At 40.0% G+C, this 23,887-nt stretch carries 20 protein-coding genes, 1 pseudogene and 1 riboswitch; of the genes and pseudogenes, 13 read left to right on the top strand and 8 right to left on the bottom strand.

The genetic code is table 11. From position 1 onward, the window contains the following. The first annotated feature begins 80 nt into the window (after nt 1–80). Together ACFW0C_RS08150 and ACFW0C_RS08145 are read left to right on the top strand one after the other, a co-directional pair. Nucleotides 81–1,460: a M24 family metallopeptidase gene (locus tag ACFW0C_RS08150; protein ID WP_378106763.1), complete on the top strand. Its 1,380-nt coding sequence runs from the start codon at nt 81–83 to the stop codon at nt 1,458–1,460. Nucleotides 1,461–1,598: 138 nt separating this feature from the next. After that, nucleotides 1,599–2,441: a glycosyltransferase family 8 protein gene (locus tag ACFW0C_RS08145; protein WP_378106762.1), complete on the top strand. Its 843-nt coding sequence runs from the start codon at nt 1,599–1,601 to the stop codon at nt 2,439–2,441. Nucleotides 2,442–2,600: 159 nt separating this feature from the next. Here the strand turns inward: ACFW0C_RS08145 and ACFW0C_RS08140 are convergent, their stop codons facing one another. Both ACFW0C_RS08140 and ACFW0C_RS08135 read right to left on the bottom strand, forming a co-directional pair. Then, nucleotides 2,601–6,554, bottom strand: coding sequence for an FtsX-like permease family protein (locus ACFW0C_RS08140; protein WP_378106761.1), 3,954 nt, complete (start codon nt 6,552–6,554; stop codon nt 2,601–2,603). Between the two features lie 13 nt (nt 6,555–6,567). After that, nucleotides 6,568–7,269, bottom strand: a complete 702-nt coding sequence (locus ACFW0C_RS08135; protein WP_059134325.1) for an ABC transporter ATP-binding protein — start codon at nt 7,267–7,269, stop codon at nt 6,568–6,570. A 180-nt stretch (nt 7,270–7,449) separates the two neighbouring features. Here ACFW0C_RS08135 and ACFW0C_RS08130 point away from each other — a divergent pair, with 180 nt between their 5' ends. Next, nucleotides 7,450–8,034 carry a TetR/AcrR family transcriptional regulator gene (locus ACFW0C_RS08130; RefSeq protein ID WP_338192163.1) on the top strand — a complete coding sequence of 195 codons (585 nt, stop codon included), beginning with the start codon at nt 7,450–7,452 and terminating at the stop codon, nt 8,032–8,034. An 83-nt stretch (nt 8,035–8,117) separates the two neighbouring features. Here the strand turns inward: ACFW0C_RS08130 and ACFW0C_RS08125 are convergent, their stop codons facing one another. Beyond that, complete coding sequence (locus ACFW0C_RS08125) at nt 8,118–9,020, bottom strand: ROK family protein (protein WP_378106760.1); 903 nt, start codon at nt 9,018–9,020, stop codon at nt 8,118–8,120. Between the two features lie 15 nt (nt 9,021–9,035). Then, nucleotides 9,036–9,908, bottom strand: a complete 873-nt coding sequence (locus ACFW0C_RS08120; protein ID WP_378106759.1) for an alpha/beta hydrolase — start codon at nt 9,906–9,908, stop codon at nt 9,036–9,038. A gap of 504 nt (nt 9,909–10,412) precedes the next feature. Here ACFW0C_RS08120 and ACFW0C_RS08115 point away from each other — a divergent pair. Next, nucleotides 10,413–11,852: a 6-phospho-beta-glucosidase gene (locus ACFW0C_RS08115; RefSeq protein ID WP_378106758.1), complete on the top strand. Its 1,440-nt coding sequence runs from the start codon at nt 10,413–10,415 to the stop codon at nt 11,850–11,852. Between the two features lie 85 nt (nt 11,853–11,937). Here the strand turns inward: ACFW0C_RS08115 and ACFW0C_RS08110 are convergent, their stop codons facing one another. After that, entirely contained in the window at nt 11,938–13,299 is a 1,362-nt protein-coding gene (locus tag ACFW0C_RS08110) for a DNA/RNA non-specific endonuclease (RefSeq protein ID WP_378106757.1), read from the bottom strand. A 228-nt stretch (nt 13,300–13,527) separates the two neighbouring features. On the opposite strand from ACFW0C_RS08110, the gene ACFW0C_RS08105 reads away from it, so the two are divergent. Both ACFW0C_RS08105 and ACFW0C_RS08100 read left to right on the top strand, forming a co-directional pair. Beyond that, the gene (locus ACFW0C_RS08105; protein WP_378106756.1) at nt 13,528–13,881 is read left to right on the top strand and encodes a winged helix-turn-helix transcriptional regulator; all 354 of its coding nucleotides are present in this window, start codon (nt 13,528–13,530) and stop codon (nt 13,879–13,881) included. Nucleotides 13,882–14,037: 156 nt separating this feature from the next. After that, on the top strand, nt 14,038–14,607 hold the full coding sequence (locus ACFW0C_RS08100) for an NADPH-dependent F420 reductase (RefSeq protein WP_378106755.1): 570 nt from the start codon (nt 14,038–14,040) through the stop codon (nt 14,605–14,607). A gap of 175 nt (nt 14,608–14,782) precedes the next feature. Here the strand turns inward: ACFW0C_RS08100 and ACFW0C_RS08095 are convergent, their stop codons facing one another. Continuing rightward, nucleotides 14,783–15,070: a YkvA family protein gene (locus ACFW0C_RS08095; RefSeq protein ID WP_227869132.1), complete on the bottom strand. Its 288-nt coding sequence runs from the start codon at nt 15,068–15,070 to the stop codon at nt 14,783–14,785. Between the two features lie 74 nt (nt 15,071–15,144). Next, a complete protein-coding gene (locus tag ACFW0C_RS08090; protein WP_378106754.1) occupies nt 15,145–15,642 on the bottom strand; it encodes a GNAT family N-acetyltransferase in 498 nt (165 codons plus the stop codon). A 154-nt stretch (nt 15,643–15,796) separates the two neighbouring features. Further along, nucleotides 15,797–15,887, top strand: a riboswitch (TPP riboswitch). A gap of 184 nt (nt 15,888–16,071) precedes the next feature. Here ACFW0C_RS08090 and ACFW0C_RS08085 point away from each other — a divergent pair. Genes ACFW0C_RS08085 through thiD form a run of 3 tightly spaced genes read left to right on the top strand, consistent with a single transcriptional unit; the run spans nt 16,072 to nt 18,362 of the window. Beyond that, complete coding sequence (locus ACFW0C_RS08085) at nt 16,072–16,911, top strand: hydroxyethylthiazole kinase (RefSeq protein WP_378106753.1); 840 nt, start codon at nt 16,072–16,074, stop codon at nt 16,909–16,911. Beyond that, nucleotides 16,911–17,537 carry a thiamine phosphate synthase gene (gene thiE, locus ACFW0C_RS08080; protein WP_378106752.1) on the top strand — a complete coding sequence of 209 codons (627 nt, stop codon included), beginning with the start codon at nt 16,911–16,913 and terminating at the stop codon, nt 17,535–17,537. The genes ACFW0C_RS08085 and thiE overlap by 1 nt, the downstream gene beginning before the upstream one ends. Further along, complete coding sequence (gene thiD, locus ACFW0C_RS08075) at nt 17,538–18,362, top strand: bifunctional hydroxymethylpyrimidine kinase/phosphomethylpyrimidine kinase (protein ID WP_378106751.1); 825 nt, start codon at nt 17,538–17,540, stop codon at nt 18,360–18,362. It begins immediately after the preceding gene. A gap of 17 nt (nt 18,363–18,379) precedes the next feature. On the opposite strand, the pseudogene ACFW0C_RS08070 reads toward thiD, so the two are convergent. Beyond that, a pseudogene (locus tag ACFW0C_RS08070) lies at nt 18,380–18,541 on the bottom strand (type II toxin-antitoxin system RelE/ParE family toxin); the annotation flags it as partial. A 315-nt stretch (nt 18,542–18,856) separates the two neighbouring features. On the opposite strand from ACFW0C_RS08070, the gene ACFW0C_RS08065 reads away from it, so the two are divergent. The 4 genes from ACFW0C_RS08065 to ACFW0C_RS08050 all read left to right on the top strand — a co-directional run bounded on the left by ACFW0C_RS08065 (nt 18,857) and on the right by ACFW0C_RS08050 (nt 23,612). Then, nucleotides 18,857–20,143 (top strand): GntP family permease, encoded by a 1,287-nt coding sequence (locus ACFW0C_RS08065; protein ID WP_378106750.1) that lies wholly within the window; start codon nt 18,857–18,859, stop codon nt 20,141–20,143. A gap of 23 nt (nt 20,144–20,166) precedes the next feature. Further along, nucleotides 20,167–21,303, top strand: a complete 1,137-nt coding sequence (locus ACFW0C_RS08060; protein ID WP_378106748.1) for a glycerate kinase — start codon at nt 20,167–20,169, stop codon at nt 21,301–21,303. A gap of 32 nt (nt 21,304–21,335) precedes the next feature. Next, nucleotides 21,336–22,379 carry a CdaR family transcriptional regulator gene (locus ACFW0C_RS08055; protein ID WP_378106746.1) on the top strand — a complete coding sequence of 348 codons (1,044 nt, stop codon included), beginning with the start codon at nt 21,336–21,338 and terminating at the stop codon, nt 22,377–22,379. Nucleotides 22,380–22,514: 135 nt separating this feature from the next. Continuing rightward, nucleotides 22,515–23,612, top strand: coding sequence for an SLC13 family permease (locus tag ACFW0C_RS08050; protein WP_378106745.1), 1,098 nt, complete (start codon nt 22,515–22,517; stop codon nt 23,610–23,612). Nucleotides 23,613–23,887 lie beyond the last annotated feature (275 nt).

Raw genomic sequence — 23,887 nt, 5'->3', positions numbered from 1 at the left:
GATGGAAGTTGGGAAAATAAAGCGCATTCAATTATCGAACGTTTTTGATGATTTGCGCAAAAAGCTTAAGGAGACTTCATATGACGATTCAATTTAAAGAAACATTAGCGCCAACCAAAGATAATTCTGGAAAACCTATCATTTTAAGTGACGCTACCTTCGCTCAACGCAAGGACAAAGTCCTTCAGTTAATGCGAAAATATGACTTCTCATCATTGATGATTTATGCAGATAAAGAACACGGTAGTAACTTTGAATATTTAACTGGTTTTATTCCACGATTTGAAGAAGCTATCCAAGTAATTAACCAAGACGGAACGTCGACACTGATTTTAGGTAATGAGAACTACAATAAGACCAGTATGGCACGTACACAAAGTGAAGGTATTCTTTGTCCATTCTTCTCTTTACCTAACCAACCTATGGATTTCACGAAAACTTTCGCTGACTATCTTAAAGACGTTAAAGTAGATGATTCCAAACAAATTGGATTAGTAGACTGGAAGCTTTTATCTAATGATATGACTAACTTCCACGACCATCATTCAATACCAGCATTTATTGTAGATGGTATACAAGAAGTTTTCGGTTCTGACAAGGTAGTGAATGCAACCCAGCTATACATGCATCCAAAAGAAGGTGCTCGTGTGACAAACAACGCAGAGGAAATCGCTCGTTATGAATATGGTGCTTCCCTTGCTTCTGATGCAGTCCTTGAAGCAATCAACCAACTAACCATTGGTCAAAGCGAGTTAGAGGCAGGAAATTACTTAAATCGCGATGGTCAATATCCTTCTGTTGTGACTATTGCAGCCTTTGGTGATCGCTTTAAGAGCGCTAACCTTTATCCAACTGATAATACGTTAAATGATGGCGATAAAGTTGCATTAACGGTAGCTTATAAAGGTGGCTTGTCTAGTCGCTCTGGCTATGCAGTAAAAGACGAAAGTCAGCTCGCAGAACGTGATCCAGGGTACTTAGAAGAAGTCGTTTTCCCATATTTCCAAGCTTATAAATGGTGGTTAGATCATTTAACTATCGGGAAAAAGGGTGGGGACTTCTACCAAGCATTTAGTGAGTTCTATCCGCAAGCTACTTATGGCTGGAACTTGTGCCCAGGGCATTTAGTAGCTGACGAAGAATGGCTAAGCTCACCATTTTATCAAGACTCTGATGCAACAATTCAAAGTGGCTACATCTTCCAACTAGACTTTATACCTTCACAAGCAGACCACAACGGTGTTTCAGCTGAATCAACGATTGCGGTTGCGGACGCAGCACTACGCGAAGAGATGAAGATTAAACAACCAGAACTTTGGTCAAGAATCTCTAAGCGGAAGGATTATCTAAAAGACGCATTAGGTTTAACGTTACCGGAACATTTACTTCCATTAGCGAGTACTTTCGCCTACTATAGACCATTCTTATTAGACAAAAAAACTGCTATTTATTTTGGATAAAAAAAATTCCCCTCAAGATTGGTTGCCAAACTTGAGGGGTTTTTATCTATATTTTAAGTGAATAATGACGGACTATCCATACGGTATCGCTATAAAGATGTTAATATATGTATAATATTATAAAGAAATTGGAGGGTTATGCTCTTGGACAAACAGATTGAATTATTATTTACCATAGATGAAGGCTATTTAAATCCCTTAAAAGTGGCTTTAACATCGATTCGCCAGAATAATCCAGGCCAAGCCATCCGTATTTGGTTGATTCACGAGTCCATTGCAATGCAGAATATTCGCGAATTGCAGAGGCTAACGGATTATTTACAGTTTGGTTTTGAAGCGATTAAAATTGATGGTAGTCGATGGAATAGCGCTAAAACTGAAGATAGATACCCAAAAGAGATGTACTTCCGCCTGCTTGCGGGTGAAATATTACCTAAAGAAATGAAACGTGTAATTTATTTAGATCCAGATATTTTAGTGGTTAATCCTTTATTGGACCTGTGGCAAACAGATTTAGAAGGTCATATGCTAGCAGCTGCTACACATGTTGGGTTGACGGACGTTTCTACCCGAGTAAACCAAGTGCGACTTGACGTTGACCATGCTTATTACAATTCTGGTGTGATGGTAATTGATTTAGATAAAGCGAGAGAAATTGTCAAATGGACAGATATTGCGCAAATGATTGAAAAATATAACTTGCTATTAATCTTACCCGACCAGGATATCCTCAACCGATTATATGGTAAATACACTAAGGAAATTCCAGAAGAAATTTGGAATTATGACACGCGTAAGTATATGCGGTATTTCACCAAAAGTCTCGCTCAACATGATATTCACTGGGTGATGGCGAATACTGCTATTCTCCATTTCTGTGGTGGCCCTAAACCATGGGACGATAAACATGACAACCGGTTTACCAGTCTTTATCTTAACTATCAAAACCAATTGAACCGTATTGAAGATTTGATAAAGTAAATTGAAATAATTATTTTTCATTACCCATGGTGGTTAATAGCTTATTTACTGTCGTCAAGTCAGTCATAGACACTTTGGCATCTAATAAAAAATCCCTAGAAGTAAACATATACATGCATACTTCTAGGGATTCTTTTTTTTTATAGAATTATGAGCCAATTAATCGACTGATTTTAATGCTTCTAGCATATCTACGTGTTGTAAACGTTTATAAATAATATAGGCGAGCACGGCTGTAATTGATCCAATAATAACAGCTGGAACAATAAAGCTTGTCGCTGCTAGTCCAGGGTTAAACATTACATCAGCAGGTGGAACGATTCGAATAATATATTGGTGGAGCATTTCACCAATACCGAAGCCTACTAGTATACCTAGTGCAGTTAAAACGATTGTTTCACGGTAAATATATAAGGTAACTTCGTTATCAAAGAAACCAAGTACTTTGATAGTAGATAATTCACGCATCCGTTCAGAAACATTAATATTCGTTAGGTTATATAGGATAACGATACCTAGTAAACCAGCAACAACAATTAGAACAGTCATGATTTTATCCAATGAATGAACAATTGTATCAATTTGATTCATTAGGGTAGTGTTTTGTACTACACCGGCAACACCGTCTAATTCAATGAATTTTGCCGCTTGATTTTCTGTGTTGTTAATTGAATCATCTTTTAAGTTGACTAGATAAGCATTAGATTGGTAATCCTCACCGTAAATTGTTTCATAAACTTGTGGACTAGCGAAGACAAAGTGACCAATATACATTTCTGTAATTCCTGATACTTTCATTTCACGGTCTTTACCGTTCGTATCTTGAAGTGTAATTTTATCACCCACTTCAGCATCTAATAGGCTGGCTAGTCGTTCAGAAATCACTACGCCATCATCTGGTAAGTTTAGCGTTTCATCAGAACCACGTTCAGTTAATTGAATATAGTCTGAAAATTCATCTAAGTTTTCTGGAGAAATTAAAGTGATATCTTGTGTATCATTTTGTTTTCCACCGACAGTTGTTAGCTCTTGATATGCTACTTCACCGAATTGATCAATGTCTTGGGAAGATAAAGTGTCCTTAATCTCATCATTTTGTTGATCAGAGACATAGTCATTTTCCGCTACAATCATATCGTAATGGATTAATTCACCAAATTGACGTTGGTTAATTTCGCCAATAGATGTTTGTACGCTAAGCCCTGAGAATAATAAGGCAGTAGCACCGGCAACACCAAAGATTGTCATTAGCATCCGTTGTTTATAACGGAAGATATTTCTTGCTGTTACTTTGTGGGTGAAGGACATCCGGTTCCAAATTGGTGTAATCCGTTCTAATAAAATCTTAGATCCAGCGCTAGGTGCTTTTGGTAAAAGCAGTTGCGCAGGTTGTTCTTGTAATTCTCTCTTCGCTACTAAGTAGGCTGGTAAAACAGCTGCTAATAAGGCTAAAAGAATGGCAACCAAGGAAATAGCCCAGTGGAAGTGTAATTCAATGGCTGGCAAGGTATAGCTTGCACTATAAGCATTGTAAACAATATAAGGGAGTAGGGTGTGTCCTAAGATAATCCCTAAAATAGTACCAGATAAGCTGGCGGTTAAACCGTAGAAAGTAAATTTCTTAATAACGTCTTGGTCATCATAACCTAGGGCTTTCAAGGTACCTGATTTAGTCCGTTCTTCATCTACAAAGCGTGTCATGGTAGTAAAGGTAACGAGTGCTGCAACAAAGTATAAGAAGATTGGGAAAATATTTGCTAGGGAATCTACAATATTTGAAATGGTACTGTAGATTTTATATCCATCGCTTCCTGGAATCTCCCGACGACTATTTACGGAATAAGTTGGTAAGGATAAATTATCCACCATATCTTGTGCTTCGGCTAGTTCATCTTCTTTGTCTGCGATCTCATCTTCAGCATCCGCTTTAGTTTTAGCGAATTCAGCGGCTTTATCTTCGTATTCTGCCTGACCCTCCGCAAGACTTTCTTTGGCGTCTGCAATTTGGGCTTCAGCATCCGCAGATTCAGTTGCTAATTGGTCTTCTGCTTGGGCTAATTCCGCTTCTTTGTCTGCTAATTCCGCTTTTGCTTGGGCTAACTTATCTACATTCGCTTGGTATTCCGCTGATTTTTCATCTAATGTCTCAACACCAGCAGTCCATTGTGCTAGTCCTTCATAGTAAGTATTTAAACCGTCATTGTAAGATTGGATACCAGCATTGTATTTGGCTAAACCATCTTGGTATGCCGCTTCTTTTTCTTGTAACAGGGCTTCATTCTCACTTAAGCTAGCAGTTGCTGCTTCAATTTGGGCTTTACCCTCATCAATTTTGGCTTGATTGCTAGATAATGCTGCGTTACCATCACTTAATTGTTTATTAGCAGTATCTAGTTGTGCTTTGGCACTGTTTAATTGTTCTTGACCAGCATCTATCTGACTTTTAGCACTTTCTAATGCTGACTTTTGTTGGTCTAGCTCAGTTTGACTAGCCTCAATTTTGGCCATTCCAGGAGTGTATGTTGAATTCATGAAAGATTCATACTCACTTTGGCTAGCATCTAATTTTTTTTGTAGGTCAGCAATTTGTTCTTGAAGATCAGCAGTATCAGCTTCATTTAAATCGCCTGCATCTAATTTATTTTGTAGGCTAGTGATTTGTTCGGTTAAAGCTTGAATACCTTTTTCATAACTTGCTTTTCCATCCGTCAATTCTTGCTTGTTTTGATCAAGTTGATTTTGTGCGTTAGCTACTTGACTGGCTTTTGCTTCATAGTCAGCTTGTTTTTCCTCAAAAGCATTTAAGTTTTCCGTGTATTCACTGTATTTGTTATCGTACTGAGCTTGTTTGCTATCAAGTGTCGCTTTTGCTTGGGCGATTTCTGCCTCGGCGCTATTTATTTGAGCTTTCTTCTCAGTTAATTGGCTATAGCCGTTAGCAATCGCTGTTTGACCTTGATCTAATTGGCTTCTTGCTGTAGTTAACTGACTTTGGCTATCATTTAACTGTTTCTTTACTTGGCTTAATTTAGCTTTACCATCTTGTAGTTGGTTCCACTTTTCGTCCAATGTAGCTTGCCCATTAGCTAATTGCGCTTTAGCAGCATCTAATTGTGCTTGACTATCATCAATTGTCGTTTGGGCATTCGCAATTTGACTGGCACCATCATTAATTTGTGCAGTGGCGTCAGCTACTTTAGTGTCTAATTGATTTTGTGCATCTTCAATCTCAGCTTGCCCATCAATTAATTGTTGTTTGGCATCATCTAGTTGAGCTTGTCCATCTGCCAATTTCTTCTTGGCATCATCAATTTGTTTTTGGCCATCATCAATTTCCGATTGATAATCATTTTTAATTGTTTCAAGACGATTTTCTGGTTGGTTTGCTAAGGCAGTATCTAAATCATCTTTGTGGACTTGAAGTCTTTCAGTGTAAGTGTCTGAGTAAGGATCGACATCAATTAAATCATCGAATCGTAGTCGAGCTAGCATGTAGACATCTGAATCAAACGCAGATTCAGGTACAATCGCGTAACCTTTTAAGGCACCAGTTCCGGCTGTAGAAGCACCTTGGTTTAAATTGGATAAAATTTCACCAGAATAAACAAAACCGACAATTTCATAGGTGTCTTCCTTTAGTACGGTATCACCAGAGGCATCTGCCTGTTCTGATAGGTCAATTTTATCGCCTACTTGATATTGATCATCAAAGCTTGCATCTATCGCTATTTCATTATTTGCTTTTGGTAATTTACCTTCCACTAATTCATAATCTGAGATATCTTCTCCCATTGAGAATACGCGAATAGCTGTATGGCTATCATCAATAGTGACATCCTTTAAATAGCCATATTCAATATCTGCCAAGCCCGAGGTTCTATCCAAGATGTCAACATCATCATCATCAATCCCCATAGAACCAATTACAGTAATATCCGAAACGTTTAACTCGTCAAAATAATGTTCACCAGTTGTTCGCATATCTGGTCCAGTCACTTTTAAACCAATTAAGGCAAAAGAACCTATCAACATTAACCCCATGATAGAGAAAAATCTACCTTTAGATTTAGTGATTGATTTTCGAATATCCTTCCATAACATTTTCTTTTTCATATTTATTTGTCACCTACCATTCGATATCTGAGATATTTTCAGGTGCATCATTTACTTCAATGGATTCCACTGTAGCGTTACGCATGTGAATCACTCTATCTGCAATAGGTGCAATGGCTGCATTATGTGTCACGATAACTACAGTGGCACCATTCTTGCGACTCATATCTTGTAGGATTTGTAAGACTTGTTTACCTGTCTCGAAGTCTAAAGCACCTGTTGGTTCATCACATAATAAGATTTTTGGTTTTTTAGCAACCGCTCTAGCGATAGAAACGCGTTGTTGTTCACCACCGGATAATTGTGCAGGGAAGTTATTGATTCGCTCACCTAAACCTACACCCTCTAATACTTCGATAGGATCACTCGCATCTTTAACAATTTCAGAAGCCAACTCTACATTCTCCTTAGAAGTCAGGTTAGGCACTAAATTATAAAATTGAAATACGAAGCCGACATCCTCTCGGCGGTATTTGGTTAATTGTTTTTTGTTGTAAGTAGAAATGTCATTGCTATCAATGATGACTTGTCCTTCATCATTCGTATCCATGCCACCCAAAATATTTAGCATGGTAGATTTTCCGGCACCGGATGACCCTAAAATAATGGCTAATTCACCTTTTTCAATTGAAAAATTTACATCATTATTCGCAGTGATGACATTCTCACCCATTTTATAATGTTTAGAACTATTAATAACCTCTATGTAACTCATTTTCATTTCCTTCCTTCATAAATATAAAATGGTCGCTCAAGTAAATGAACAACGTGTTGATTTATTTACTTGAAGAGTATATAATGACTGTGCAAGAGATTCAATAAACAAAATACAAAAAAGTGTTCATTTTATAAAAAAATTTGTCAATTAATCTATTCAAAGAAAGTAGGGTAATCAATGAGCCGGAAGATAGAAACAAAAGAAAAAATTAAGGCAGCCTTTATTGATTTAGTACACGAAAAGGGATTTGAAGCGATGACTGTGAGTGATATCGCCAGAAAATGTGATATCAATCGTGGCACCTTTTATCTGCATTATGTAGATAAGTATGACTTAATGAACAAGCTGGAAGAAGAAGTGATGTTTGATTTAGAGGCGATTATTTTAAAGAATTCGGGTCAAAAAGAAGCCGAGGAATCTTTAGAATTGATTCCTTATGATGAAATTTTAGAAGCCTTAGTCTATGTTAAAGGTGAATTTGACTTTGTGAAAGCGATTGCCAGCCCAGGTGGGGATCCCAATTTCATGCAAACCTTAAAGTCTATTATTGGACAACTGATTGATATAAAGGTGAAACAGTCTAATCGAGTTAAGTTTGAGAAACTCGACCTGCCTGAAGACTATGCGATTGAAATCCTACTATCATCAATTGTAGGGATTATGACCTTGTGGATCAAAAAAGATGGAAAAGAGTCACCGGAAGAAATTGCGCACATGATTACCAAAGCGAAACTATTATCGCCATATGAATTGCTACTTTAAAAATTTTATCTATCAATGATACTGAAAAAGGACGCACATTTTTGGGCGTCCTTTTTCAATAGAGGGTGTATATTTAATTTGGGCTAAACCTCATTTTCTAGGTTTAAAAATAGTTGATACAGAGCGCCGAGTAAATTGGCGGAATTTCGGTAGGCGCAAGCTAAAATCTCAATTGGGGCAAAGGTTTCAGCTAGCCATGGAATCTTGCTCCGTAGGTCATGGTAGTGGGCGATAATCCCTTGAATCAAGATATCTTGTTCACTAATCCCGCCACCGATGACAACTTTCTCAAGGTCCAAAGTAGACTGCAAATTGATGATTAGGCGGGCAATGTCTTGGCAATACCGGTAAAAATGGCTAGTCAATTCTTCATCACGACCTCGGATAATCTCTTCAAAAACGCCTTCGAAGTCATTGTCTTCCAGTTGAAGAATTTGCGCTGCTGTATGGATGAAATGGACGGCAGATCCTCTCATACCATAGGATTCTGCTTGATTATTTTCATCAATAGAATGAATCAAGAAACTCAATTCACCAGCTTGAAAATGAGGGCCTTGGTAGAGTTGGTTGTCTAGGATAAACCCGCCACCAACACCAGTGCCAAGGACGATGGCAGCGGCATTTTCTATGCCTTTCAATTCACCAATCCACCATTCAGCAAGGGCTGCTGCCTTCCTGTCGTTAATAATGGCAAAGGGTAAATCGGTAAAAGTCTGGATCCAAGGTCTGATATTGAAGCCGGCAAGATAGGTGAGGGCACCACCTGTTTCAATCATCCCTTGCACTGAATTGATTTTCCCTGGGCATGAGATAGCAAGGCCTTTGATTTGGGATTCATAGGCTTGAATTTGCGCTTTGATTTGGATTTTAAAGTCGTCTAGGTTTTTGGTTGAAGGTAACTGCCAGCGGTCCACAAAATTTCCAGAGTGGTCAATGAGACCATATTTGGTGAAGGTTCCACCCACATCGATACTTAAATAATTCATAGGCACAACCTTCTTTTAACTCAGGTGTTTTCTAAAGAAACCCAGTTGGTCAAGGTTGCATTCTTTAGCGATAGCTGATTTTTGGTCAATATGGAAGACGTGATTTAATTCTGAACCGTCCGCATTGGCATAGATTTTAAAGTAGGTTTCATTGCCTAATGCGATTAAATCCTGACCTAATTGTTGCCCGGTTTCCTTTAGAATGTCATGGCTGGCTGTCATGACGTAGGCTGGCGGAAAATTAGTCGTCATGTATTGTTCTACCGGTAACTGAGCTTTGGTTGCTTTAGCCATTTTGCTATCAAGATAGTAAGGGAAGTCGTCGGCTGTCCCAATATTATTGCCGATATAGTAGACCCCGCAGTTCAGACCAACCGCCTTGAAGTCAATATCAGGCACTTTGAAATCAAAGAGCTTTTGGTAATCTGGATTAGACACGATGGTCGCATACTGCTGGGTTAATTGACCACCTGCAGAGTCACCGACTAAAAACAGATTATCCAAGTCGATAAAGTAATCTTTGTGGTTTTCAGTCGCCCATTGCAGGACTTGGTTGATGTCTTCAAGTGGAGCTGGGTAGGCGTGATCAGGAGCTAGACGGTAATTGAAATTAATGACCGTAAACCCTTGAGTGGCAAGGAACATGGTATAGAACCGGTACAATTCCTTGTCCCCATAAAAGAATCCACCACCGTGAATATGGATTAAAGTTGGTAATTTATGGTCGGTTTCTTTTGGATAATAGACGTCTAAAGTATTGTCAATACCATGTGGACCGTAGGAAATATCACGAAACTTTTCAATAGTCGTTGACCCTACTAAACCAGCATCTCTTTTAGCATCATTTTTTCTCATTTCTATGCGCATTTTTTCGATATCAAATTTCATGACAATAACTCCTTTGGCTTTTATGTTTTTTAGTGTTAAAAAGTTTAAATCTAGGGCATAGTAGGTCGCATGCTGTAGAGATTATTCGTATACCAATACACCTAACATGGATATGTAAAAAAAGTTATTGGTTAAATATTGTTGTTATCAACGATTGTACAATCTTCTAATCAAAGAAGGAAACATTATCTTTCTTTGGCAAGTGTATAAATTATAGTCATATAACAAAATTCCTTTATTATGTTGTAGGGTTATAAACACTTTTCGCATTACTTGACATATTATATGGGTACAATGTATGATTAATCTAAAGTATGAAAGGGCTATCATTTACCGTGATACTAAATACTCGGCGAATTGGTGTTTGTCTACAAAGACAACGATAACACCTTTCATTGTCGAAAATGTTGAAGACTATACTGAAATAAATGTGCACAACGATGCTAAAGATGGTCAAACGTTGACTTAATTAACCAAATAAATTTATAAAGGAGTTTTATCATTATGGCGAAATTACCAAAAGATTTCTTATGGGGTGGCGCGATTGCTGCTCATCAAGCTGAAGGTGGATGGGATGCTGGTGGAAAAGGGCCAAGTGTTGCTGACGTAATGACTGCCGGTGGGGCTAATCAACCGCGTGAAATTACTGATACAGTTGAAGAAGGTCGCTACTATCCAAACCATGTGGCCGTTGACTTATACGGTCACTACAAAGAAGACGTGGCTTTATTTGCAGACATGGGCTTAAAAGCTTTCCGTACGTCAATCAACTGGACACGTATTTTTCCGAATGGGGACGATGCTGAACCAAATGAAGAAGGCTTACAATTCTACGATGACTTCTTTGATGAATTATTGAAATACAACATCCAACCAGTCATTACCCTTTCACATTTTGAAGTGCCTTTAAACTTGGCAAAAAACTATGGTGGTTTCAAAAACCGTCAAGTAGTGGACTTCTTTGTGAAATTTGCGGAAACAGTTTTTGAACGCTACAAAAACAAAGTCAAATACTGGATGACCTTCAACGAAATCAACAATATGATGGACTATTCAAATCCTATCTTCTTGTGGACTAACGCAGGTGTAACGGTTGAAGAGGGCGAAGATGCCAAACAAGTGATGTACCAAGCAGGTCACCATACTTTAATTGCCTCAGCCTTAGCGGTTGCAGCTGGTAAGAAAATTAACCCAGACTTTGAAATTGGTGCCATGGTATCTCACGTGCCAGTTTATCCAAAAACAGGTGAGCCAGCCAACGTATTCTTAGCTGAAGAAACGATGCGTATGCGCTACTTCTTCCCGGACGTACAAGTCCGTGGTTACTATCCAAACTACGCCTTGAAAGAATTTGCCCGCGACGGCATTGAAATTCCTTTCCTAGATGGCGATGAAGAAATCCTTCAAAACGGGAAGGTTGACTACTTAGGTTTCTCTTACTACATGTCGACAATGGTGGATAAAGATGCCCCATTAACGCCAACAAACAAGGTTCACGGTGGCGTACCGCATGAAGTGGATAATCCCTATATTGAACGGTCAGACTGGGGTTGGGCAATCGACCCAATTGGTTTACGTTATACCCTAAACCGCTTCTACGACCGTTACCAAGTGCCATTGTTTATCGTGGAAAATGGCTTGGGACTTGTAGATGAGTTTGACGCTGACGGCCAGATCCATGACCAGGCACGGATTGCTTACTTACGCGACCATATTGAACAAATCAAATTAGCTGTTAACGAAGACGGGGTTGATTTAATGGGTTACACACCGTGGGGCGTGATTGACATCGTATCCTTTACTACAGGGGAAATGAAAAAACGCTACGGTATGATTTATGTTGACCGTGACAATGAAGGAAACGGCACCTTAGCTCGTTCTAAGAAAGAATCATTTACATGGTACCGTAAAGTCATTGATTCAAACGGCGAAGACTTAGCTTAAACTTAACGAAAATTAAAAAGGCGAAATGCACTCTTTTGGAAGCGCATTTCGCCTTTTTTCGCGTATATATAAATTGTAGGGCGGATTACTCACCAACCATACCATCGCCGTCACGGTCATCCATATATGGATACAACCAATGGTCAGCATAAATAGGCATTGAAAAGCCTGCCGCTTTGGCTTCTTTAATGGTTACCTGTCCGTTGCCATTTGCATCAACCGAACTGACATCACCACCAGACGCTGGTGCGGTAGTAGCTGGTGCACTTTCAGCTGCAGGGGCAGTTTCAGAAACGGTCGAAGATTGGTTTAAGTTTGATAGTGATTCATCTTGTGACGGGCCTTCAGGACCTACAGATGAACCGTCTGCGTAGTTAATTTCAACATCTGGTTGAATGTTTGGTACATAGATATTGAATTGAATAGTGGCGCCATTATCTTCAATAGAGAAGCCTTCCATGTAAACACCGGATGCCAGTAGGTTTTCCCCTTCAAATGCTGGTGTAACGCGGTAGCGCACATGGTTTTCTGTTTCTTCAATATAGTTAGCCACAAAGTTTTCAAAGGGCAACATTCCTTCCGTATTAAACCATCTAGTCCCAGTCATCAAGTTGCGGGCATTGGCATCTTCACCAGTTAATTGGTGGCCAATCAAATGAGACCGGTTATATAACCAACCACCAGAAACATTGGCATATTTGGCTTGTTGCCAGCCAGTTGGCTTGATATCTGAAATATCGCCACGTTCTGTAGTAGGCATGAGCTCGACGCCGAGGACAGCGTTTGCGGCGGTTACTCGACCTAAACTATCTAGTTCACCGTATGATTCGTAGGCTTCAGTCGATGTAATATCTGCATCTGTAAAGTAAGGGGTGTTATTGTTAATTTCTATATACGTTTGCCCAGTTGGTACTGTCCGTACTTTTGTCAATTCAGCGCTTGCTTGGCTGGCAATTTCACTTTCAGCTTTAGCTTTAGATTCAGCTGCTGCTTTTTCTTTAGACTCTGCTTCAGCACGTTTCTTAGAAGAAGCTTGGCGTGCACTTGATTCAGCAGCTAATTTTTTGTCATAAGATTCCTTGGAGGATTTGCGTGACGCATCTTCAGCAGACTTAGCTGCCGCGTCTTCGGTCGCTGATTCAGAATCATTAGCGGAATGCTCATCAACATCTTGATCTGAGGATATGACTTGTGCTTGTGATTGTAGAGCGGTTTGATTGGCCTCGGTTTCACGAGTGTCTATTGAAAAGATGACAATCGTACCGATTAATGCAGCTGCAAAGGCAATCAAGCTATTTCTGAACCATCGATTATTTGGTTTAATCTTGTAGAAAAACAAGGCCAGAATAGGCGCAACAAGTAAAATGAATGGTGATAGCATGATAAAGACTATCAATAGAGCAAAGTAAGCCAACAAACGTAACCAGTTAATATTCTTTTTCTTCATTATTTATAATTCTCCCAAAATATCTGTTCTCTCCCATATTGCCTAACATTATATCGGCCGTCATCAGAAACTGCAATGACTATCGTGCTTTTATTTATAAAATATAAAATAGACAAAGTTATTTCTCGGCAAGGGATCACTAAATCGATGTCTGTAGTCTTTTTACAATAATTATCAGGCGAATTTCTGGTATGATACTTGTAATAGAAAGCCGATTGAGGTGAAATTATGTTAGCGAAAGAAGAATTACCGATTTGCCCAGTGGCGACAACGGTCGATCTAATAGGGAATAAATGGAAAGTTTTGATTATTCGAGAATTATTGAAGGGGACTTACCGTTTCAATGAATTGCACCGGTCTATTGAAGGGATTAGTCAGAAAGTCTTGACGGAAAACCTCCGTAAGTTGGAGTCAGACGGGATTATCCAGCGGACTGTTTATGCAGAAGTACCACCAAGAGTGGAGTATTCCTTGAGTGAATTGGGTGATACCTTGAGGCCTATTATTGAAGTGATGCGGGCCTGGGGGAACGATTATTTGAACGGCAACCTACCGGGAATTAAAAATTCAGAAAAAAATTAAATTTTTTTTGCTGGCAAAGCCTTGGTATCTGTCATTACTTACCAATAAGTAAGTAGCTAAGGAAAAAGTGCCTACTTTTAGTAAGTGGATTTTCGTGGTTAAATATACCTATAAACAAGTAACCAAGAAACTTACAAATGAAAGAGGTATATAAACATGGCAAATATTACAGTATTCGGTAAAGGTAACATGGGTTCAGCAATCGGTGGCTTATTCCAAGAAGCAGGAAACGACGTCGCTTACATCGGTTCACAAGACGGTAAACAAGCATTAGGCGATATTGTTGTATTGGCAGTGCCTTACGCAGCAGTAGATGGCATCATCTCTAACTACGCTGACGAATTAGCAGGCAAAATCATTGTTGATATCACAAACCCAGTAAACTTCGACACTTTCGATGGTTTAGTTGTGCCAGCTGACTCATCAGCAGCCCAAGAAATCCAAGCAAAAGTAAGTGGTGCGAAAGTTATCAAAGCCTTCAACACAAACTTTGGCACTACATTAGCTTCTAAACAAGTTGGCGATAACACAACAACAGTTTTAGCAGCTGGTGAAGCAGAAGCTAAAGCAGCCTTCAAAGATGCTTTAGAAGGTAGCGGCTTGAACTTTGTAGACGCAGGTGAATTATCACGTGCTCGTGAATTAGAAGCAATCGGCTTCCTACAAATCACATTAGCAGCCCGCGAAGAAATCGCTTGGACAGCAGGATTTGCACTAGTTAAATAAAGCCCGATATTGAGACTAGAATTAGTTATAAAAATGTAATAGATTTAACACAACCACCAACGACTTAGTGCATACTAGCTTGTTGGTGGTTTTTATTTTGTTCTATCTACAATAAAAATAAGCCGCGATTCCCGGGGTAGTGGGTTTCACGGCTTTTAGGGGTAGGTATTTTAATCTAGTTGATCACTTTATTTGGATCAAAGTCGGTGTGTGTATTGGCTGTTTGCGTAGCTTGTTTTTCGTTGTAATTATCTAATAAGGACATAGCAATCGTCGTCAAGACACCAATTACGGCTGCGTCATCCACAAATCCCAAGGGACCGAAGATATCCGGCAACACATCAGCTGGGAAGACGGTATAAGCGAGTGCTAATCCAGTAATCGCCTTGATATAGGTAGGTGTTTCCTTATTAAATAAGGCTTTGGCGAACTTGCCCAAGGTCATTTTTGATGTTTGTTTCATTGCGTACATCATCCTTTCTCATGTCTATATATTAATGGGAAAAAAGGGTAGATGTATCCGTCCTAAGACCTAATTTAGGCACTTGTCTTCGTTAAATCTAGATACATGATATGCATATCCACATAACGACCGTCTTTCACTTGGAAACCGCCTGGAATTGTCCCCACAATTTCAAAGCCAAATTTCTCGTAAGTATGGATAGCAGCCTTGTTTTCAGCTACAACCGCGTTAAACTGAATCCCTCTAAAACCGCATGTTTTAGCTGTTTCAATGGATTTTGCTACCAAGTCATTGATCAAACCTTGACTCCGGAAGGCTTTATTCACTGCGTAAGTCCCGTTAGCTACGTGACTTGCCCGACCTTCGTTATTTGCTTTAATCAGGTAGTAGCCAGCAATCTGATCATCCACCAATAAGACGTCAACTTGGTCATAAGCATCCAGTTTCTTCTCAAAGGCGGCCCTTGAATAAAGGTCTAAACCAGGGAAGGCGACACCATCCACCAAAATATCGTTCCATATTTCTCTAAGGACTTCCGTGTCGACTTTGCTGTAATGTTTAAAATTTTTCATTCTGTTAGACCTCCTATAAATTTGTATCGAATTTTCCCTTATTATACCCATACCAGCTACACCAGTCCAATAATCATCTGATGGATTTCATGGTTTTACTCATATTGAAAGGGTTGACATTCTTTTAAAAGATTGTTTGAATAGAGTTAATTCATAGAGACATTTGGGGTGCTGTGACAGCTGAGATTATACCCATGGAACCTGATACAGTTAATACTGGCGAAGGAAAATGTAGTAAATATTGTCAAAAATATGATTCGTTTGGCTTTTTTCCTTGCTATCATTCATTTGGACGACTATTTCCCCCTTTTGTCGAATACTGACAGGAAAGGGGGCTTTTTTGTTTGCCAAAAGGTGTCTAGATAATTGAACACCAATAATACTTCATCATAATGATTTAAAAGATGCGATATTGAAAGGATTTAAAAGATGACAATCGATTTATATACATTAAAAGCTTTACCAACTTACGACAACCCCTTCCCATTAGCTAAAAGTCCGCTAATCCAGTGCTTAACCAATACTGTAACGGTGGAATCAGTGGCCAACGCCTTGTTATATGTGGGGGCGGCACCAGTCATGGCAGACCAGGCAGCTGAGATGGAAGATTTCTTCAATCAAAATGACGGGGCCTTGATCAATATTGGGAGTTTATCGCCTGAGAAAATCCGCAACATTTTATTGGCTGCTAGAACAGCTGAAGAAACAGATACGCCTTTCGTTCTGGATTTAGTAGGTGTTTCAGCCAGTCCCTTGCGTAACGACTTAGCCCAAGAAATCAGTGCATCCACACCAGATGTCATCAAGGGAAACTTGTCTGAAATGCGGACCTTCTGTGGTTTAGGATCAACAGGAAGAGGTGTTGACGCAGGGGCCGATGACCAAAGCAAGGCGGCCTTAGTGGAACTGGGTCAAGCCATGCAAGAATGGGTGTCAGACCATGCCGGCACAACGCTATTAGCCACTGGACCAGTAGACATAGTCGCTGACGCATCAGGCATTTACTATTTGAAAAATGGGGTAGACAATCTGGGGCGCTTTACTGGGACAGGAGACATTGTCGGCGCCTTGGTAACAGCCTTATTAGGTGCTGGCCAACCCGTCCTAGATGCTGTGATTTTAGCGGTATCTTACTTTAATTTATGTGGTGAAAAAGCGGATGCCACAACAAGAGGACTAGCCGATTTTAGACAAGCAACATTGAATAACCTGTCCCTATTGTTAGAAGACGATGATTGGTTAACAGGTATTAAGGGAGGTCAGCTATAATGGATTACAGTTTATACCTAGTCACAGCGGGTTTTGATTACCAAGAAGACGCCTTTTTACAAGTGGTTGAAGACGCGGTCAAGGCGGGGGTTACTTTGGTTCAATACCGGGACAAGACAGCAACCAGCCGCGATGCTTACGCCTTAGCCCAAAAATTGAAAGCCATCACCGACCGATATGATGTGCCTTTGATCATCAACGACCGGGTGGACTTAGCGTTAGCGGTGGATGCAGTGGGCGTCCACATTGGTGACGACGAATTGCCAGTTGACGTGGTCAGAAAACTCATCGGACCAGATAAAATTTTAGGGGTTTCAGCCAAAACCCTAGCGCGAGCTGAAGAGGCCTACCAACAAGGGGCGGATTATTTAGGCGTGGGAGCCATCTTCCCAACAACCACCAAGGATTCCAGCCTAGTGACGGTGGATACATTACAGACAATTACCAATCAAGTAGCTATCCCAGTTGTCGCAATTGGCGGCATTCAGCTAGGAAATGTCAAAACATTAGCCGGAAGTGGGATTGCAGGGATTTCAGTTGTTTCTGAAATCATGCTGGCAGATTCAGTGACACAACGCGTAAGGGATTTAAAGGCTGAAGTAGCAGATATGTTGGAGGTGGACTAAATGGTAAATTCAACACCACAAGTAGTGACAATCGCTGGGTCTGACTCAGGTGGGGGTGCAGGAATTCAAGCCGACTTGAAAACTTTCCAAGCCCGAAAAGCCTTTGGTATGTCGATTGTGGTCGCCTTGACTGCCCAAAACACCCTAGGCGTCCAATCGGCCTTACCGGTACCCTTGGACTTTATCGATGCGCAATTTGCCTCTTTGAAAGCGGACTTCAAAATAGGCGCTGTCAAAACAGGCATGTTATTTAACGGAGCATATGTAGAGAATGTGGTTAAAAATCTGAAAGAGGTAGACTTTGGACCTTTAATCGTTGACCCAGTCATGGTGGCTAAGGGTGGTCACCAACTGTTGGATCAAGACGCCATCGACGCCATTCAAAATAAATTACTCCCTCTTGCGACCATAGTCACACCAAATATCCCAGAAGCAGAAATCATCGCTGACATGACTATTGAATCAGAAGCAGATATGTTGGCGGCAGGATTGAAGTTACAAGGATACGGGGCCAAAAATGTGATTGTCAAAGGGGGCCATTCAAAAGCAGAACGGGCCAGAGACCTAGTCCTCTTTGAAAACGGGGAACAATTATGGCTGTCTAGTCCACGGGTCAATACAGAAAACACTCACGGGACAGGGGATACCTTGTCAGCCGCAATCGCAGCCGAATTGGCTAAAGGAACTGACTTGAAGGACGCCATCATTATCGGTAAGCAGTTTATCCAGGGTGCGATCGCAGACGGAATCGATGTCGGCCATGGTCATGGACCAACCAACCACTGGGCAGACTTGTCAGATGATATCGTCGTTGAAAGTGAATAAAAAATAAGAAAAAGGACCTAGACTAGGGGAAAAGTGCAAGCGCACCGCCCCAGAACTAGGTCCTTATTTATTTCTCTGCGGTGACCAATCTCCAGTAATAAAATAGTGATTGATTCGTCATTGATATCAGCGATTAATCGATAATCGCCTACCTTATAGCGCCATTGACCACGTTTATTTCAAATAGCAAAATGATAGTTAAAAGCACTCTTAGAATCAGATTTCATTTAGGTTTACCAAACAAGTTACACCTCCCTTTCTATATTTATAAGAACCAAGTGTTGCTATGTCCTTAACCTACTACACCGAAAAATTACTTTAAAGTTAATGGCTGGTGTTAAAAATTACTATATTACTGTTAACGTGACAGATTAATTGGTCAAATGCACAAAAATATCTGTCACTAGTAATATAGTAAAACGCTTACTTCTCCTCTAATATATCAATGTAAGCGCAATCAAAAAATGCGAAATTATATGAAGAGGAGTGACATAATGGAAATGGTAATTCCATGGTATTCAGCGATAATTGGTTTGGCTTTAGCTATTGTACTAATTTTAATGAAATTAAATCCAACCTATGCCTTAATTTTTGGGGCAGTTGTAGGTTGCTTGGTTGGAGGGGCTGACTTAGTTCTAACCTTAGATGTTCTCATTTCAGGAACCCAAAGTGTTATGGGGACGGTCATTAGAATCTTGTCAGCAGGTGTATTTGCGGGTGTAATGATGGAGTCTGGAGCAGCAGAAACGATTGCAAACTTTATCGTACGGAAGATGCCAGGGACTTTTTCGCTATTTGCTTTGGCCTTAGCAACGATGGTTATCACTGGTGTTGGTGTCTTTATCCCAGTTGCTGTTTTAATTGTTGCACCGATTGCTTTATCAGTCGCAGCAGAAAATGGATATTCTAAAATTGCTATCTTAATTGCACTTTCCGGTGGAGGGAAGGCGGGAAATATTATTTCTCCTAATCCAAATACGATTGCAGCGGCTGAGGGATTCGGTATTTCGACTATTCAAGCTATGGTAGGAGGGGTGATTCCTGCCTTAGCTGGATTATTGGTAACTGTATTAGTTGCTAATGCGATTAAATCGAAATATTCGATAGTTACTACAAGTGAAAAAGAAACTAAAGTAGATGAAAGTAACCAAGCAAATTTACCAAGCGTTGGTAAAGCATTTATAGCACCGATTCTGGCAGTAGTACTACTATTGTTAGGTCCTATTGGACAAGCTTTCGGCGTATCTGGCCTAGACTTTGATTCTTTTTATGTACTACCGATTGCCGGGTTAATTGGCTTATTGATAATGGGTAAAACTGGCAAAATTCTTGAATTTACCAAGTGTGGTTTGGACAGAATGACACCAACGATTTTGATCATCGTCGGGGCAGGTGCTATTGGTGGTTTAATTACGGCATCTGATTTATCCACACAAATTGTGACTATCATGGATAGTTTAAATGTGCCAAGTGTCTTATTGGCACCGATTTCTGGAATTTTGATGGCGGGAGCAACAGCTTCAACCTCAACAGGTGTAATTTTAGCTACAGGTTCCTTTGGTCCAGCTATTTTGCAAACAGGTATTGCGCCCTTTAACGCGGCTATCATGGTCCATACCGGGGCTGTGGTAATTGATCATTTACCACATGGAACTTATTTCCATGTATCTGCAGATGCAGTCGATATGTCATTTGCGGATAGAATGAAATGTATCGGGTATGAATCCATCATAGGGCTATCAATCGCCACAGTTGCCACAATTATTTACGGCATTTTATAATCAAGATAAGAGGAGACAATTCAATGAAAAAGAAAATACTAGTAGCACCAGATTCATATAAAGGGAGCCTAACGGCGCTAGAAGCCTGTGAAGCAATCAGCACGGGAATTAAGCGGGCTCTACCGGATGCAGAAATTGTATCATTACCTATGGCAGATGGTGGAGAAGGGACAGTTCAATCCTTAGTTGACGCAACAGAAGGTAACCTTCATCAATTAGAAGTTGTTGGACCTTTAGGAACACCGGTTACTGCAACCTATGGTATTTTAGGTGATGGCAAAACGGCTGTCATTGAAATGGCTGAAGCGTCTGGTATTGGGTACGTGAATGACCAAACGAAGGATCCTTTAATCACAACAACTTATGGGACGGGACAATTGATTTTAGCTTGTATCGATCAAGGGATTGAAGAAATAATCCTGGGTATTGGCGGGTCAGCTACTAATGATGGTGGTGCAGGTATGGCTCAAGCCCTGGGCTATCAACTATTGGATACTGAAGGTGCAGAAATTCCGTACGGTGGTGGCAGCTTAGATCAATTGGCCAGTATTCAAACAGATCAAGCTAATCCAGCTTTGAAGAAAGTAAAACTAGTGGTTGCCTCTGATGTTAATAATCCACTCTGTGGGCCAGACGGTGCGTCAAATGTTTTCGGTCCTCAAAAGGGGGCAACGGCAGAAATGATTCAAACTTTGGATAAAAATCTTGCTCACTATGCTGAAATCTTGAAGAAAGATCTCGGTATTGATGTGATTAATACTCCTGGTGCAGGAGCTGCAGGTGGTTTAGGTGCTGGACTATTGGCCTTTACTCAGTCAGAAATGCATACGGGAATTGAAATTGTCCTTCAATATGCTAAGTTTAAGGAGTTTGCAATTGGTTGTGACCTTTGCTTTACTGGTGAGGGTGGAATTGACTTCCAAACTAAGTTTGGAAAGACACCTTATGGCGTGGCTCAAGCATTTAAGTCTGTTAACCCTGATAAAAAGGTGATTGCCATTGCTGGTACAGTTGGAGAAGATATCGATGAGTTATATGAAGTAGGTATTGATGCGGTGTTTTCTTCTGCGCCAGGTGCAGCTAAATTAGAAGAATTAATTGAAAATGCAACATTTAATTTAGCCCAAACTGCAGAAAATATCGTAAGAGTGTTAGTATAGACCTAAAGACATCTGTGTAAAGGGGCATTCAAATGCGAGAAGATCAATATATTTTGACTAGAGAACGAGCGCAAAAATATGTGAATCAATTAATGGAAGATGTCCCCTATAACATAAATATTATTGATAAAGATGGTACGATAATTGCTAGTGGTGACCCAGATAGGGTAGGTGATTTCCATTTTTCTGGTAAAAAGGCCTTCGACCGAAAAGCGAAAGTTTTAGTATACACAGATCGTAATGGAGAACGACAAGGTGCTAATGAGCCAGTAACTATTCGGGGCGAAATGATTTGTGTAGTTGGTATTTCGGGTAAACCGGAAGAGGTACAGAACTATACGAAGCTATTATCATCGATGATTAAATTACTGATTGAACAAGAAATAGACGCCTTGTTATCTATGCAGAAGAAGCAAGATGATGAAAAGTTCATGAATGATTTGATTCAAAATACTCAAGGCATATACGGGGAAGATATTAGGGAACTAGCAAGTGATAAATATCATATCGATTTAACAAAAACACTGACGGTTATTTTATCAAGAGAAGCTGAACATTTGATGCGTCTTGCTAAACTCTTAAACGTAACCACATTTAATTACCAAAATTATACATTAGTTCTACTCAACACTCATGCCGTTAGTCGCAAACAAATTGAGGAGCAATTACACGGTTCCGTTTGGGTTGAAAGCGGGCAAAATATTGCTGAAATTCTAACGAATATCCAGCAAACGCTGACCTATTTCTCTTTGCTTCAGCTTGAGAATAACCAACCTATTTTTGTAAAGGATTATCCATTTTATTTATTCAATCCAGAAATATTCAAAAAAGATGAGGTATTGTTTGAACGGGTAGACCAATTAGATGATGAACTAGTTGCAACTTTGGCTATTTTCATCAAACATAACTTAGATACAAGGGCAACTAGTGAAGAATTATTCATTCACCGAAATACCGTAAATTATCGTCTAGAAAAAATTCATCGACATACTCAATTGAACCCTAGAAATATTATTGATTTATTCGTTTTGTTGGTTTATCTAGGATACAAAATTAAACCAAATACCCCTCACTAAATCCCAAAAAAATCCTATTTATTCGTAGGTCCTAATCATTTCTTCTGGTAAAATAATGTAGCAATTAATGGAGTCACCGCTGGTTTCTTGGCTGGTGGCTTTTTTATGGAAATACAAATTTGAGGGGATTTACTTATGCATAAAATGAACATTTGGGTACGGCAGAATATGCTCTTTGTGATTGCCGCAAGCTTGGCCACAATCGCTGTGATTTTCGGCCAATTTGACCCGACCTATATTAAATACGACGTCTTAGTCAGTTTATTTGGCTTGATGATTGTCCTAGCCTTTTTCCAGACGTCAGGCTTATTACGGTGGGCATCGATAAAACTGATTGACTGGTCTGGAAATAGCCGCGTCATCGTCCAATCCATGGTTCTGACCTCATTCTTTGGGTCTTTCCTGTTGTCCAACGACATCGCCGTCCTAACCCTACTGCCGATTTACTTGAATATCCTGCGTCACCTAAAAGCCTTCAAAGGGCGGGTGCTCGGTGCAGCCCTGATCGTCGTGGCCGCAAATCTAGGAGGTGTCTTCTTCCCCTTCTCCAACCCACAAAACCTTATCATCTATTCTACCTATCCAGTCGATTTCGTCCACTTCATGTGGTGGACTCTACCCCTGATGGTAGCTGGGTTTGTTCTAGTGATGGCCGCTACTTTCTTCGTGGAAAAAAGGGCAGCACACACCCAAGTTGAGGACGAGTTGGTGAACCGGTCGATCGTTATCCAAGCAAGTATTGGCATGGTGCTTATGGTCACTGCCATCTTTGGCTTATTCAATGTTTTTTGGACCGTGGCCTTCATTGTGACCTATGTCCTCCTGACTAACTGGCGGTATTTACTGCAAGTGGATTATTTATTGCTACTGACTTTTGCGTCATTTTTTATATTAGTCGGAAATATTACTGAGTTAACAGTGGTCCAGTCTTGGTTGTCAGCCAACATTTCAAGCAAGGCCACGGCTTACCTAACAGGACTCTTGGCTTCGCAAGTCTTTTCAAATGTCCCAACCACTATTCTGGTGTCGCCCTTTACAGACCAGGCTTATAGCTTATTAATGGGGGTTAACATTGGGGGCTTAGGGACCATGGTCGCTTCATTAGCCAATTTAATCGGTTTTACCATTATTCGAAACGCTATGTCTGTGGATTCTAGGGCTTATTTCAAGATTTTCACCATCATAAATGTGGTTTTTGTCCTGATTTTAGGTCTCCTTTTCTTCCCATGGTAGCTTTTTCTCACTTTTTTATCATAATACTTTAATTAAACCTTGCATTCTCGACCCTTTTAGTATAAATTAAAATTATATTAGAAAACGAAAGAGGCATCTCATTATGTTAGGCATAACACAAAATAATAAGCATATTGTCATTATTATTATTGATTCTAGGACTTAGGGAATTTGGCAGCAGCCAATTTCATATGTCCTATTTGTGTTGAAACACTAGATGGGACCTAAGCTTCCCATTTAGGGAGGCTTTTTTTATTGCTATAAGCAAATTTTTA

The organism is Aerococcus sp. NPDC058936 (assembly GCF_042741995.1).
In the GTDB taxonomy this organism is placed as follows: Bacteria; Bacillota; Bacilli; order Lactobacillales; family Aerococcaceae; genus Aerococcus.
The sequence above is the reverse complement of the archived record's forward strand: the minus strand, read 5'-3'. Positions and strand labels throughout refer to the sequence as shown.

Coding starts and splice junctions, on each gene's coding strand:
- thiD (WP_378106751.1), top strand. CDS start 17,538: ATGGTAAATTCAACACCACAAGTAGTGACAATCGCTGGGTCTGACTCA.
- ACFW0C_RS08145 (WP_378106762.1), top strand. CDS start 1,599: ATGCTCTTGGACAAACAGATTGAATTATTATTTACCATAGATGAAGGC.
- ACFW0C_RS08060 (WP_378106748.1), top strand. CDS start 20,167: ATGAAAAAGAAAATACTAGTAGCACCAGATTCATATAAAGGGAGCCTA.
- ACFW0C_RS08050 (WP_378106745.1), top strand. CDS start 22,515: ATGCATAAAATGAACATTTGGGTACGGCAGAATATGCTCTTTGTGATT.
- ACFW0C_RS08120 (WP_378106759.1), bottom strand. CDS start 9,908: ATGAAATTTGATATCGAAAAAATGCGCATAGAAATGAGAAAAAATGAT.
- ACFW0C_RS08085 (WP_378106753.1), top strand. CDS start 16,072: ATGACAATCGATTTATATACATTAAAAGCTTTACCAACTTACGACAAC.
- ACFW0C_RS08150 (WP_378106763.1), top strand. CDS start 81: ATGACGATTCAATTTAAAGAAACATTAGCGCCAACCAAAGATAATTCT.
- ACFW0C_RS08115 (WP_378106758.1), top strand. CDS start 10,413: ATGGCGAAATTACCAAAAGATTTCTTATGGGGTGGCGCGATTGCTGCT.
- thiE (WP_378106752.1), top strand. CDS start 16,911: ATGGATTACAGTTTATACCTAGTCACAGCGGGTTTTGATTACCAAGAA.
- ACFW0C_RS08105 (WP_378106756.1), top strand. CDS start 13,528: ATGTTAGCGAAAGAAGAATTACCGATTTGCCCAGTGGCGACAACGGTC.
- ACFW0C_RS08095 (WP_227869132.1), bottom strand. CDS start 15,070: ATGAAACAAACATCAAAAATGACCTTGGGCAAGTTCGCCAAAGCCTTA.
- ACFW0C_RS08125 (WP_378106760.1), bottom strand. CDS start 9,020: ATGAATTATTTAAGTATCGATGTGGGTGGAACCTTCACCAAATATGGT.
- ACFW0C_RS08110 (WP_378106757.1), bottom strand. CDS start 13,299: ATGAAGAAAAAGAATATTAACTGGTTACGTTTGTTGGCTTACTTTGCT.
- ACFW0C_RS08100 (WP_378106755.1), top strand. CDS start 14,038: ATGGCAAATATTACAGTATTCGGTAAAGGTAACATGGGTTCAGCAATC.
- ACFW0C_RS08055 (WP_378106746.1), top strand. CDS start 21,336: ATGCGAGAAGATCAATATATTTTGACTAGAGAACGAGCGCAAAAATAT.
- ACFW0C_RS08090 (WP_378106754.1), bottom strand. CDS start 15,642: ATGAAAAATTTTAAACATTACAGCAAAGTCGACACGGAAGTCCTTAGA.
- ACFW0C_RS08065 (WP_378106750.1), top strand. CDS start 18,857: ATGGAAATGGTAATTCCATGGTATTCAGCGATAATTGGTTTGGCTTTA.
- ACFW0C_RS08140 (WP_378106761.1), bottom strand. CDS start 6,554: ATGAAAAAGAAAATGTTATGGAAGGATATTCGAAAATCAATCACTAAA.
- ACFW0C_RS08130 (WP_338192163.1), top strand. CDS start 7,450: ATGAGCCGGAAGATAGAAACAAAAGAAAAAATTAAGGCAGCCTTTATT.
- ACFW0C_RS08135 (WP_059134325.1), bottom strand. CDS start 7,269: ATGAGTTACATAGAGGTTATTAATAGTTCTAAACATTATAAAATGGGT.